14 protein-coding genes are annotated in these 12,264 nt (G+C 64.7%); 5 read left to right on the top strand and 9 right to left on the bottom strand.

The window, feature by feature from the left end; translation table 11 throughout:
* Positions 1-37: 37 nt before the first annotated feature.
* From BLU62_RS06570 to BLU62_RS06545, 6 genes are all read right to left on the bottom strand, one after another.
* On the bottom strand, positions 38-589 hold the full coding sequence (locus BLU62_RS06570; protein WP_244278087.1) for a hemerythrin domain-containing protein: 552 nt from the start codon (positions 587-589) through the stop codon (positions 38-40).
* Positions 590-852: 263 nt separating this feature from the next.
* Complete coding sequence (locus BLU62_RS32485; protein WP_139180020.1) at positions 853-1,161, bottom strand: hypothetical protein; 309 nt, start codon at positions 1,159-1,161, stop codon at positions 853-855.
* A gap of 131 nt (positions 1,162-1,292) precedes the next feature.
* A complete protein-coding gene (locus BLU62_RS06560) occupies positions 1,293-1,772 on the bottom strand; it encodes a GNAT family N-acetyltransferase (protein WP_084811751.1) in 480 nt (159 codons plus the stop codon).
* A 211-nt stretch (positions 1,773-1,983) separates the two neighbouring features.
* Positions 1,984-2,589 (bottom strand): mycothiol-dependent nitroreductase Rv2466c family protein, encoded by a 606-nt coding sequence (locus BLU62_RS06555; RefSeq protein WP_074848802.1) that lies wholly within the window; start codon positions 2,587-2,589, stop codon positions 1,984-1,986.
* Positions 2,590-2,633: 44 nt separating this feature from the next.
* On the bottom strand, positions 2,634-3,038 hold the full coding sequence (locus BLU62_RS06550; RefSeq protein ID WP_074848801.1) for a DUF302 domain-containing protein: 405 nt from the start codon (positions 3,036-3,038) through the stop codon (positions 2,634-2,636).
* Between the two features lie 78 nt (positions 3,039-3,116).
* Positions 3,117-5,279, bottom strand: a complete 2,163-nt coding sequence (locus BLU62_RS06545) for an MMPL family transporter (RefSeq protein WP_074852729.1) — start codon at positions 5,277-5,279, stop codon at positions 3,117-3,119.
* Positions 5,280-5,439: 160 nt separating this feature from the next.
* Between BLU62_RS06545 and BLU62_RS06540 the strand changes: the two genes are divergently transcribed.
* The 3 genes from BLU62_RS06540 (at position 5,440) to BLU62_RS06525 (ending at position 7,382) form a co-directional block, all read left to right on the top strand.
* Complete coding sequence (locus BLU62_RS06540) at positions 5,440-5,706, top strand: metal-sensitive transcriptional regulator (RefSeq protein WP_074848800.1); 267 nt, start codon at positions 5,440-5,442, stop codon at positions 5,704-5,706.
* A 943-nt stretch (positions 5,707-6,649) separates the two neighbouring features.
* Positions 6,650-7,087, top strand: coding sequence for a hypothetical protein (locus BLU62_RS33215; RefSeq protein WP_084811750.1), 438 nt, complete (start codon positions 6,650-6,652; stop codon positions 7,085-7,087).
* Positions 7,088-7,145: 58 nt separating this feature from the next.
* Positions 7,146-7,382: a hypothetical protein gene (locus BLU62_RS06525; RefSeq protein WP_074852728.1), complete on the top strand. Its 237-nt coding sequence runs from the start codon at positions 7,146-7,148 to the stop codon at positions 7,380-7,382.
* A gap of 509 nt (positions 7,383-7,891) precedes the next feature.
* On the opposite strand, the gene BLU62_RS06520 is transcribed toward BLU62_RS06525, so the two are convergent.
* On the bottom strand, positions 7,892-8,728 hold the full coding sequence (locus tag BLU62_RS06520; RefSeq protein ID WP_074848798.1) for a F510_1955 family glycosylhydrolase: 837 nt from the start codon (positions 8,726-8,728) through the stop codon (positions 7,892-7,894).
* 135 nt (positions 8,729-8,863) lie between these two features.
* Positions 8,864-9,181: a hypothetical protein gene (locus BLU62_RS06515; RefSeq protein ID WP_058252957.1), complete on the bottom strand. Its 318-nt coding sequence runs from the start codon at positions 9,179-9,181 to the stop codon at positions 8,864-8,866.
* A gap of 235 nt (positions 9,182-9,416) precedes the next feature.
* Between BLU62_RS06515 and BLU62_RS06510 the strand changes: the two genes are divergently transcribed.
* Positions 9,417-10,367 (top strand): M56 family metallopeptidase, encoded by a 951-nt coding sequence (locus BLU62_RS06510; protein WP_074848797.1) that lies wholly within the window; start codon positions 9,417-9,419, stop codon positions 10,365-10,367.
* 28 nt (positions 10,368-10,395) lie between these two features.
* Here the strand turns inward: BLU62_RS06510 and BLU62_RS06505 are convergent, their stop codons facing one another.
* Positions 10,396-11,049 (bottom strand): DUF305 domain-containing protein, encoded by a 654-nt coding sequence (locus BLU62_RS06505; RefSeq protein ID WP_024499309.1) that lies wholly within the window; start codon positions 11,047-11,049, stop codon positions 10,396-10,398.
* Between the two features lie 268 nt (positions 11,050-11,317).
* On the opposite strand from BLU62_RS06505, the gene BLU62_RS06500 reads away from it, so the two are divergent.
* On the top strand, positions 11,318-12,253 hold the full coding sequence (locus BLU62_RS06500; protein ID WP_005179985.1) for a M23 family metallopeptidase: 936 nt from the start codon (positions 11,318-11,320) through the stop codon (positions 12,251-12,253).
* Positions 12,254-12,264 lie beyond the last annotated feature (11 nt).

Genomic DNA, 12,264 nt, shown 5'->3' with positions numbered 1-12,264 from the left:
CGGACGCCCGGGAACCGCGGTCCGAGAAGAGTCAGATCTACCGATCCTGGCCTGACTTGTCTCGGACTCCCGGTGACGCGTCCGGAGACGCGAGAGCGAAGTAGCTCTGCTGCTCCTGGGAGAAGTGGAGACGCAGCATCGCGTAGAGGCCGTAGAGAGTGGCGATCACATCCAGCTGCTGGTCGGAGGTGATGTGCCCGAACCGATCTGCGCGCAGCCGGTGGGCATGTACCCGGCGCGCCAGGCGATCGATCTCGGCATGCATGCGGCTCATCGTCGCCGTTGCTTCACCGCTCCCCAGCGGTTTTGCGAGAACAGGATAGAGGAGGGCCTCTTCGGCGTGCTCGTGGGGCAGGATCGTCGATTCCAACAAGTCGTCCGCCTCGCGCAGTCGCGCCAGTGATTCGGTGTCCGGTGACAGCTGGTCCCGGCGCGCGAGGTCCGCGGCGGCGTCGGCCAGCACCGTGAGTTTCGCCCGTAGGGCGTCGTGTTCGCTGGAGAAGCGGTGCAACAAGGCGTCGGTGGATCGGTCGATCCGTACCGCCGCACGCGGAGCGGACAGCGCGCGCAGTGCGTTCAGGATGACCACGACATCGATCGCCTCCTGGAGGAGCGCTCCCGCGGTCGGCGGAAGCCAGCCGAGCGGCGGACTCGAGTTCGACGACCGTGGTCTCGGTCCGGTGGGTCAGGAGTGGGTTGTCGTGGGGGTCTCGCACTGACATGTCTTCATCAATCACTCTGTTGTGCAGCATTATTCGCGTTCCGGAGTGGGTCATACCTCGGCCCGCCGGGACTGCGGGTTCGTGCTGATCCGGAATCGAATCGCACCTCCCAGCGCTATCAGCACGATGCCTACGCCGACGCACGCTGCCTGCATGAAGCTGAACGTGCGGATAACGAGCAGTTGGACGACGATCCATCCGATGAGCCATCCCCCGCCACCACCGACACCCACACCGCGTCGTCATCGGATCTGCGATAGAGCAACCAGGCCGCAACGGCCATCGGCACTCCGACGAACACCGCCAACGCGACGCCTGCCAAGACCGGACTATCCAGTGGTAGGCGGGAATTGACGGTCTCACCGAAGTCGGTACCGCCGCCGACGAGGCCGATCGCACCGGCGAAGGCAAGTAGGGCGGTCAACGCGGTCAGCAGCAACGCTGACCCTCGCAACAGCCCCGATCGCTGTCTGTGTGACTCGTTGTCTGTCATCTGATCGCACCTCGACCGCATGGGACGTCCTTGACTACAGCGTGCCCGCAACAGGGCTTCGACGTCAGGGACGTAAGTCACTTATCGGCGGACAGGCCAGGATCGACGGCAGCCTCGTCGAGATCGACATCGAGGTGGACGACTGCCCCCTCACGGCGAATCCAGCGCGACCACCCCTGTTCGCGGACGAGCCGGAGCATGTGGGTGTTCTCGGCGAGTATCTCTGCAGTCAGTTCGTGGAATCCGCGCTGACGAGCCCGCACCGCCAGATTGTGAATAAGCGCGGTACCCACGCCGTGGTCCTGATGATCGTGTGCGACGACCATCGCAACCTCACCACTGTCGGGTCCGCCCGGCCTGCCATTCCGGTGCAGAGTCGGCGGTGCCGCCACCAGGTATGCGACTCCGACCAGTCGCGTCCCGCTGAACGCACCGAGTGCGAGATGCCGGCCGTCTTCCGCGCAGATGTCCGCCGCCAACGCGTCGAGATCGCCAAGGCTCAGCGCGAAGAAGCGCATGTAGGTCTCGCGACCGCTCATCCGTTGGTGCAGCGCCACGACCGATGGCCGGTCCGACTGATCAGTAGGCGGATGACGAGGCCGGCAGGTGGTGACCCCGTCTGCACCACCGATTCGGTCGCCGATTGAGGGTTCTCCATACTTCCATGGAAGTCGGGCCTGTCGCTGCGAACAAGGGACTCATCGCCATGCAGCGAGTGCCCAGCGGCACCGGCGTGAGGACCTTGGGCTCTCACGCCGGTACGGGCGGCTAGCGCTGGAAGACCGGCCGTCCGCTGGTAGGCCGCTTGAGCTGGGAGAACACTGGCGTGGTCCCGAGGGTGAAGATCGCGGAGTAGAGGGCTTGCGCTTCGTCTCCGGTCGGGATGTCGGAGAGCACCGGGCCGAAGAAATGGGTTCCGTTGATCCCGGTGATCGGGCTGCCGCCGTTCTCTCCCAGCGCTTCCTGGCTGCGTTGGTGCGCTGCCCTCAGGGCATCGTCATGCGAGTCGTCGTTCATCGCCTCGGCCAGTTCGGTGGGCAGTCCGGCCTCGACGAGGATCTCCGAGACGACCGCTGAGGTCATCTCGGCCCCCTCGTGGTGGAAGCGCCGGCCGAGCACCGAGTACAGGGACCCGATGGTGTCCTCCCCGTTCTTTGCGATGGCGGCCATGAAGAGGCGACCGAGTCGGCGGGAGGTGTCCCATTGCCGCCGTTGCTGATCGGATGCGGGTTCCCGATCCTCGTTGAGGACGGCCAGACTCATGACGTGCCAGTCGACCGAGTCATCGTGTCCACCGGCCTGCTCGGCGAGCCACCGCGATGCGGCCCATGCGAAGGGACACACCGGATCGAAGTAGAAGTCGAAGCGGTTCATGACAACTCCTGTCGTGTCAGGGATCCGTTCTGGGATCGGCGGGGTCAGGACTGGTTCGACAGTGCGTCGATCGCGGCCCGCAGCTTCGTGGCGGCATCACGTGCGACGGACTCGAGTTGGGGCTCACCCGAGACCTGAACCATCAGATCTGGATTCATCGCCTCGACAAGGGTCGTGCCGGGATTGTCGGCGTCGGCGCGGACGACGACGTTGCACGGCAGGAGGAGTCCGATCTGGCGTTGGACGCCGAGCGCTCGGTGGGCGAGCGGGGGATTGCAGGCGCCGAGGATCAGGTACGGCTCCATGTCCTCGTCGAGCTTCTTCTTCAGGGTGGCCTGGACGTCGATCTCGGTGAGGACGCCGAATCCCTGGTCGGCGAGGGCCGCGCGAGTGCGCTCGACCGCTTCGTCGAAGGGGACGGTCAGCGTGGTGGCCAGTGCGAGTGTCATTGCTTTTCCTTTCATTTCGGCCCCGTCCCGGGCCAAACCGGGGATCGGTCGGCCCGGGACGGATGCCGGTTCGGTTGTTCAGTGCGCGAAGCTGATCTTGGGCAGGATGCGGCGCAACCAGGCGGGCGACCACCATGCCGCGCGGCGCGTGATCCGCAGCAGCGCCGGAAGGAGCGTGAGACGGATCAGGACCGCGTCGAGCAGAACGGCGACACCGAGGATGATGCCCATCTCCTTCGGGGGAAGCGGTTCGGCCAGGGCGAAGGTGAAGAACACCGCGACCATGACCGCTGCCGCGGCGAAGATGATCCGGCCGGAGTGCGCCATGCCGTCGATCTGGGCCTGTGTGGCGTCGTCGGAGCGTTCATAGTGCTCTTTCGCGGTGGCGAGCAGGAAAACCGTGTAGTCCATCGCGATCGCGAAGATCATCGCGAAGAAGAACACCGGTCCCCACCCGTCCAGGAAGCCCTGCGGGGTGAAGCCCAACAGGTCCGCGAGGTGCCCGTCCTGGAAGATGAGCTTTGCGACGCCGAAGGCTGCTGCGGTCGACAGCAGGCTGACCACGGTGCCGATCAGGGCGATCAGCGGTGCCTGCAGCGACACCAGGAGCAACAGGAAGCCCAGGATGAGGATGACGGCGACGACCAGCGGGAAGTAGTCGTTCAGCGCCTGCTGCAGGTCGAGATTCTCCGTCGGCGCACCCCCGACCAGCGCACCCTGGGGCAGGGTGTTGCGTAGGTCGTCGACGACCGTGCCCATCTGTTCGGCGGAGGGGTCGACGGTCGGAAGTGCTTGCATCATCACGTAGTCCGAGCCGTCGGCGGCGGGCATCGGGGGAGTGACCATCTCGATTCCCGGGGACTGGGCCGCGGCCTGGGCGGTCTGCTGCGCCTCGCCGGCGGGTGCGACGATCTGCAGCATGCCGGGTGCGCCCTCACCCATCTGAGCCTGGACGAGTTCGTAGCCCTGGCGGACCGGGGCGTCCTCGGGGACGACGCTGATCGACGGCATCGCAACCTTCAGGCCGAAGACCGGGATCGCCAGCGCGATCAGCACGGCGAGGGATCCGGCGGCGACGGTCCACGGGTAACGGTGCAGGAAGAGTCCCCAACGGGCGAACACCGGTGAACGGTGTTGCTGACGGCGGGCGTACGGCAACGACACCGCATTGACCTTGGGACCCAGCTTGCCCAGCGCGGCAGGCAGCAGTGTCAGCGTTGCCGCCAGGACGAAGACGACGGCGAGCATGATGCCCACGGCCATCGTTCGCACCGCGGGTGCGGGAACCAGCAGCACCGCGGACAGGCTCACCAGAACGGTGATGCCGGAGAGCAACACCGCCTTTCCTGCGGTGTCCATGGTCTCGGCGACCGCGGCACGCATGTTGTCTGCGTGACCGCGAATGGCATCGCGGAACCGCGACACGATGAACAGTGCGTAGTCGATACCCAGGGCCAGGGCGAACATCATGGCGAAGTTGATCGCCCACACCGAGATCGGGGTGACCTGGTTGAGCAGGACCAGTCCGCCGGCAGACGCGACGAGTCCGGCGATGGTCAGCAGCAGGGGAAGTCCGGCCGCGACCAGCGACCCGAAGGCCAGCACCATGATCGTCAGGGTGACCGGCCAGGAGAACAGCTCGGCCTTGATCATCGCGTCGTGATTGGCCTTGTTGAAGTCACTCCACAACGCCGACGCACCGGTGGGGTAGACCTCGACACCGTTGCCGGACAGACCGGTCAGCTCGTCTTTGTGTTCGTCGACCGCGCGCACCATGTCGTCGGTGTTGGCGGCGGCGCCGATGATGACTATGCCGGTGTGACCATCCGGACTGATCGACATGCCCGGCTGCGGGGGCACGACCTGACCGAACCGCTTGTCGGTGGCTGCGAGGTCGGTGATCTGTCCGACGACGGCCTGGACTGCGGGGCTCTCCACGCGGTCACGGTCGGAATGAACGACCACCTGCACCGCAGCCGACGAGTTCCCGCCGAAATGCTGCTGGGCCAGTTCGCGGACCTGGACCGATTCCGACCCGTTTGCCTGCCAGCCCGCTCCGGCGAGGGAGGAGAACACCGACGGTGCCGCCGCCCCGAGGACGACGAGGAGGAGCACCCACACGCCGAACACCCAGCGGGCCCGGCCGGCCATCGTCGCACCCCACCGCCCAAGAATCCCGGCAGAGGGACTTGCTGAGTCACTGATTGGTTCGTCTTCGGACACGGCCGACTTCGACGCCATGATCATCCTTTCCGATTATACCCCTGGGGGTATATAACTTGGCGCCGAACATACCCATGGGGGTATGGTGTCGTCAAGTACGCCCGCACTGACCACCGAAGATCGTCCGTGCTCGACACACGAAGAGAGGCCAACAATGGCTGTCAGCGAAAGTTCCCACATGGCTGTTGGCGAAGAGGCGATGGACGCCGTTCTGAATCGCCTGCGCCGCGCTCAAGGTCAGCTTGCGGGTGTGATCGCGATGATCGAGGCCGGCCGGGACTGCAAGGACGTCGTCACGCAGCTCGCCGCCGTGTCACGCGCGCTCGATCGAGCAGGTTTCAAGATCGTCGCCTCGGGAATGAAGCAGTGCCTCGCCGCCGCCGACGGCGAACAGCCGCCATTGACCGAAGCCGAGCTGGAAAAGCTGTTCCTGGCACTCGCATAACGAGCGTCGACACCGACAAGCACCTTGGGGGACACCGAACTCCATGTGGGAGAGTATCTTCCACGGTCCAGATTCCAGTGAAACCGATTCGTCGTTGCTTGCTCGCGGGTAACCTCTTGTAGGCCACTTTCGTCACGTGTGACGATTCTCGGTGGGGCATCCCGATGCGTACAGGGCAGCGGTCGAGGGCGTGTGCGGACTCGCCGTTGCACGAACGTCGGATCGTATCCGCCTCGAGGAGACGCGTGCGTACGAGCGGCACAGGCAACGCATCTTGAGTCCCTTCGGCAACTCGGCCATGTTCACGCACCGCGGCGAAGGTTCGATTGATGTTGCGAGTATCCGCCGGAAACAGTGACTCCGGAGAGCGACGGGACGCCCACGCACCGACACGACCTGCACGGCCACTCGAGATACGCGGAGAGTCGAGTTCTCGCAGCTGTTTCTACTCGTCCTCCTCTAATTGGTAACGGGACGTGTTGATGTAGGGCGAGTAACTTAGCCCCGCGCGCGACCGGTCGTGTAAGGTCCGGCCGGGCCGTGGTGGGACACGGATCATTGGATGACGTCGCCGACGCGGTACACACAGCTAGCCGCAGCCCTACATTGGGGGAATGGCTAAAGACTGGAAAGATGAGGTCGCGCGAGCACGAGCTGCGCTTACTGTCGCGGCAATGCGTAGAACGTTGCTGACTTATAAAGAGCTCGGAACGGCGATCGGCATGAGTGGAGTCGAGCTACGCAATAGGTTGCCGCGCGTCCTCGACGCGTTGTCGGATGAGTGCAATCACGCGGGGGAGCCTTCCCTCGCAGCGCTGGTGGTGAATGCCGACACCGGCAAGCCAGGCGCGGATGGTCGGACGGGGTACGACCTTGGCACACTGAAGTCAGGAGGGTATTCGTCCACCACTCCAGCTGACACAGTCCCAACTAGAACTGTTCGATGTACGCCGAGAAGCACCGGCACGCCGAGGAGTTGTATATCCGACGTACTGCGGCTCAGCGCGGTGCACCTACACTCAGACGTGCCCTTTTATGTGTCGATGACAACGCCACGACGAACTACTTCGGCTGCACTGACGGCATACGCATGAGCAGCACTCTGACGCGTGGACGCACGCAGGTGACCCCGTACGGCCATCACCCTGATGAAACGACGAACGGTTGCGCCATCGCAGCACTATTCGCGGCACTCGCGGGAATTGTGCCGGCCGCGATCGTTCTCGCGTGGATTGCGATCCGCGAGACAGCACGACGACCGCACGAGCAAGGCTTCGGCTTAGCCGTCGCTGCCATCGTCATCGCTGTCGTTGAGATAGCGGTTGTGGTCGTGTTGCTATTCAGTGTTGGTCTGCCGTTTGGCGATTGGACGGCTCAGTAGCGTGCCCGTAACTCGTCGCGAAGGCTCGCGCGTCACCCTCACCGCGGACCCAGTCCACTTGCCCAAACCTGAAGAAACGACGAACCTTTGTGCCTGCCTCGCACTGTTCGCCGCGCTCCTGGGCCTGATCCCGGTCACTGTTGTGTTCGCGTTCATTGCGTTCTCCGAAGTCCAAAGACGGCCGTACGAACGCGGCGCTGGCATTGCGATCTCGGCGCTTCTCATCGCCATCGTGGAGATCATCGCAACCCTCATTGCGCTTCGACATTTCGGCCTTCCACCCTTCAACGGTTAGGGGTACGTGAGTGGCAACACTTATGTCACATCACCGTGAGAGGTGTTCTCCCCCTGCGTCATTCAGCCGGTAGCGAGACGTGTTGAAGTATGACGAGTAACAGGGGGCGGGCCTAGACAGGCTCAGTCCGTACGTTACGGACTAGAACCCGCCCAGTGTGAGTTCCAGCTGACAACGGACTCGGGAGCCAGGCGGCAACCACTGACGTGGCGCCACTCCAACCCAGGGTAGTGATCTTTGCTTAGCATCGGGGGAACGGTCAGAACCCAAAGGTGCTGACTCGCATCTGTTTTCACTCGTCCTTGTTCATCGCCGATTTTACGTTATGTCATCACTGCAGCTACCAGGACAGCCGATTGGCGGGGCCTTCGATGGCCGTCCCCGCCCAAGGCGATCTGACAGAGGGGGGTGCCCGGGCGACCTAGGCGGTTCTCGCGAGGAGTGGGCGAGATCTAAACGCTCTTCCGGATCTCAGTCGCCTCCTTCCTTCGTTGCTCCCCACGAGTCCGTTAGCTGAGCGTGTATAGCGATTGCCCGTTTGCGGCGTATGCAGTTTCGGCGTCTCTGGCGACCAGCGCGGTGACACTGCTGATGGTGCTGCGTTGTTCCCAGTGTGTGCCGTCTGGGCTGCGCCAGACGGTGTTGGCGGTGTCAATGCCCCAGAGCGTGCCATCGGGTGCGGCCGCCAGGAGGGCTAGGGCCGGCGCATCGGGGACGATTGTGAAGGTCTGGGCGTCGTCGGTGCTGTGTTGCAGCCCTGCGGGGGTGGTCGCCCAGACGCCGTGGTCGGTGATCGTGAGTGCTGCTGCGGCCAGGGACGCGCCGGTGTTCCAGCTTGTCCCGTCGTCGGTCGATACGAGCAGGCGGTTGATTCCGTCGAAGCCTACGAGTAGTTGTCCGTTGGTGGCGAGCGCGTGGAAGTCGATTTGGCCGGCCACCGATCTCGGTGTCCATGTCTGCCCGCCATCTTCGCTGGCGACGAGTCCCAGCGGGTTGGGTGCCGAGCTCCGCGGGCTGGGATGGCCGGAGGCGAAGAGCCGGTCAGAGCCGGGTACCCCGGTCAGTCCCATGAAGTCGTCGTCGGAGGCGCCGACCCGGCTGGTGGTTCCGTCTGCGGTGAGGGCGACTACGCCGGTGTGAGTTCCGGCGAGGATGGTGCCGTCGGCGCGGATGTGTAGGGCGTGGAGGTGGTCGAGTTCTGGGGTCAGTGTTGCGACTATCTCTGGTGAGGTTGCCGGCGGGGGTGGGGATGTGGGTTGTTCCTGGGTGGCACAACCGCTCAGCACAGTCAGCGTGGCGATGACTACGACCGCAACAGTGCGGATGGACAGGCTCGAGACAGGCAAGCGGCTAGGACTTTCGTGTGGATAGGGCCGTGTTCGGTGGTGGCGGCGCTGGATGGTGTGCTCGGTGTGGCGGCGAGACCGGGATCGAGGGTCGGTAGAGAGCCACCCTGGCCCTCTGGGGCGTCGTGGTCGTGGTCACGACTTCTGGATGGGGATGGAAGCCTGCGAAGGTTGTTGGCCGCAATGTCTTTGGAGGACGAGGGAGGCAAGGACGGTACCGAGGTGGTGACGCGCCCCGGCGAGGTCGCCGATCGCAGCGAGGTGGCGGACGAGACCGATGTGTGCGGCGAGGTGGCGGCGTCGGTTCGAGGTGACGCTGAAGTGATGGGCGCGGTGGAAGAACTGGTGGGCCGAGTATGGCGTGGGTGCCCGGTAGACGTCGCGCATGGCATGCAGATACTGACGACGGTGGTCGTCCGGGGGCGAGTGCGTCCCCCTCGGGTTCTCGGTCACAGCGCATCCCTCGAACTAGTACGCGCAGGCTGGGTCAACCCGCGTCATCTAACTACTATAGGGCCTAGTAATTGGCGGCGCGGTGGGTGCTGGAGTTGCGGCGTCACGGACGAGCCCCTGGGGCATACTGGCTGGTGGTGCAGGTGGCGGACCGCCGGGAAGGTGTATTGAGCGTGGGTCTCAGCGAGCACGACGGCGGGCGTCGAGGATCGAGGCGAACGATGGGTGAGCATCCATGAGTGCAGCGGTGGTGTTAGTTGTTGCCGCAGGTGTGCTGGGCTGGCTGTGGCCTCGATGGATGGTTCGGGTGCAGGGCCGTATCGATGCTCGTTGGGTGTTGGTGGCCTGGCCGGCCGCGCAGGTCGTGTTTGCGTTGTTGTGGGTGGGAGCTGTTGTGACGCTGGCGGTTCCCGGTCATTTCGGCATCCATTCGTTGTCTGAGGTGGTGTCGTGTCTGCGGGTGTTGTCACACGGCGCATCCCCGCGGGTGGAAGCGATCTCTGGTGGCGTGCTGGCGGTGGTGACCGTGGCAGCGATTGTCCGAGCGGTGACGATCGCGGTGCGATCGGCGGTGCGGATGCGTGGTGCTCGTGAGGAGTATCTTCAGTCGTTGCGGTTGGTGGGCGCCCGCAGTGAGCGCTATCCCGATGTGTGGTGGCTCGCCGACGGGCGGCCGATGGCGTTTTGTCTGCCGGGCAAGGATGCCGGCATTGCCGCCACGACCGGGTTGCAGGCGGCGTTGTCCGGTGAGGAACTCGATGCCGTCGTTGCTCATGAGCGCGCACACCGGCGGCAACGTCATCACACCGTGGTGTTGGCGGCCCGCGCTCTCGGGCGTGCGTTCCCGCTGATTCCGTTGTTCAGCCGCGCGGGCCGTGAGGTCGCCGGCTTGGTCGAGCAAGCCGCCGATGCCCGCGCGGCCCAGCTGGTGGGTGCGCGGGCGGTCTGCTCGGCGTTGGGAACGTTGGCCCGTTCGGGACCTGTAGCGGGCCCGGTGGGTGTGTTGTCGATCAGCGATTCGTCGTCGGTGGGGCCTCGGTTGAGCCGCTTGGACTCCGGTCACCGGTGCCGGTCGCGACGTAATCATGTGGGTGCTGCCGCGGCGGTGGCTGGTGTGGTGGCGGTGCCGACCACGCTAGCGGTGTCCGGTGTCGTCTCGGCGATGGTGATCGCGATGTGTGTGTAGCCGAGACCGACCCGGGCAGGTCCGACCGCTAGGGGTTGTTGAGAAGCTGCTGCATCCTCGCAATTTCGCTCTCCTGATCAGTGACGATCTGACGTGCCAGAGCGATCGCCTCGGGCGATTGGCCGTCTTGAATCTCGGTCTTGGCCATGGCGATGGCGCCGCGATGGTGTTCGATCATCTGCGTCAGGAACAGGCGCGACGCCTCGGCTCCTTGCGCGTCGCGTAGCTGCTGCATCTGTTCTGGCGACATCATGCCCATCATCGACGGCATCGGGGAGGAACCCGGCGCCATCGACGTACCCATGTCCATGTTGTGTCCCTGGCCCTCGAGTGGGGCTCCCCATTGCTTCAGCCACGACTGCATCTGCTCGATCTCAGGCTGCTGAGCGTCTTTGATCTGCTGGGCCAGACTGACGACCTGGGGGTTGATGTTGTCCTTCTCCAACAGGATGTCGCTCATCATGATCGCCTGGGTGTGGTGCGGGATCATCTGCTGGGCGAACGAGATGTCCGCGCTGTTGTGTTCGGCAGAGGCCGCCGCTGACGATTCGGTACTGACCGTGCTGGTACCCATCCCCGACATCGAGGAATGATCCTCAGTCGAGGTGTCCGAACACGCGGCCACCACTGTCAGAACAGCCGCCGCGGCAGCAACGACGACACCGGTTCGTGTGACTCTCATCGATCTCCTCCTCAAGAGTGATACTTCGCCACCGCCCGGCGGCGCTTCGATAACAATTCTACTAACACCGATAGTAGTTAGTCGCCTGCCCGCACCCACAAAACGGGCGGTGAACTGCGCAAACAAAGCCACCAATGCCCGATTAGTTCGCTTCGTAGTGGAGCCGCGTGTGACTGGTGGGGCACAAGTGACTTGTGGTGTGATCTCGCGGGTACACGCATGGCACTCGTGCGTGGGTCTACGACGTCCGCGGGAAAGGTCCGACCGCATGCAGATGGTGTTGACATCGCTACGGGTCAAGGCGGGGCAGCAGTGGGGCCCCAAAGCGCTGGGGGTGGCAGCGGCGGTGTGTGTGGGTGTTGCGCCTGTGATTGCCACCGCACCGGCGGCGGCCTCGACCGATGGACATGTGGCCGGGGAGCTGATCGCGATCGTGCAGGACTCGGTGAAGGCCGCTTTGGGTGGTGCCGCGGCTGCGAATTTGGGGAAGCCGATCACGCAGACGGCGTCCTGCCTGGGCGCTCAGGCCCAGTCGGGCAGCGTCGGCGATGCGGGCAGTGCAGCCGCACTGCAGTGCTTCGGCACGTTTTCGCTCATTGATCCGATAGACGGGTTCCGGATCATCGACGCGTTACCGCTGGCTCGGCTGGTAGCCACCCTGATCGCCGCAATCGTGCCGCACGATCCGAACGAGCCGCATGGCCCCCAGCCGCAGGAACCCGGAACGCCGACACCGCTGCTGCCCGGTAGTGGCGGTGCGGTGGCGCCGACTGCGGGCGAGATCACGTCCACCTTCGGTGACGGACGGGGCCATCAGGGCATTGATATCGGCAATGATCTGGGCGCGCCCATTGTCGCGGTAGCTGACGGGGAGGTCATCACCTCCGGACCTGCCGAGGGGTTCGGGTTGTGGATGCGGATCCGGCACGATGACGGCACGATCACCACCTACGGCCACAACGACGAGAATCTGCTCGAGCAGGGCGCGCGAGTACGGATGGGCCAATCGATCGCCACAGTGGGCAACCGTGGGGTCTCGACCGGCCCGCATCTGCATTTCGAGGTTCTCGACCCGACGGGAGTCAACGTCGATCCGGCACAGTGGCTGGCCGATCGCGGGGTGGTTCTGGCGATGGCCGCTGATGCAGACGCCCGCGCGCCGGGGCCGGTGGTGCCGCAGTGGGTCGGCGAACCACGCCTGTGACGAACCCGGCG

The sequence above is a fragment of the Gordonia westfalica genome (assembly GCF_900105725.1).
In the GTDB taxonomy this organism is placed as follows: domain Bacteria; phylum Actinomycetota; class Actinomycetes; order Mycobacteriales; family Mycobacteriaceae; genus Gordonia; species Gordonia westfalica.
Note: the sequence above shows the minus strand (reverse complement) of the source record. Positions and strands in the feature narration are given on the sequence as shown.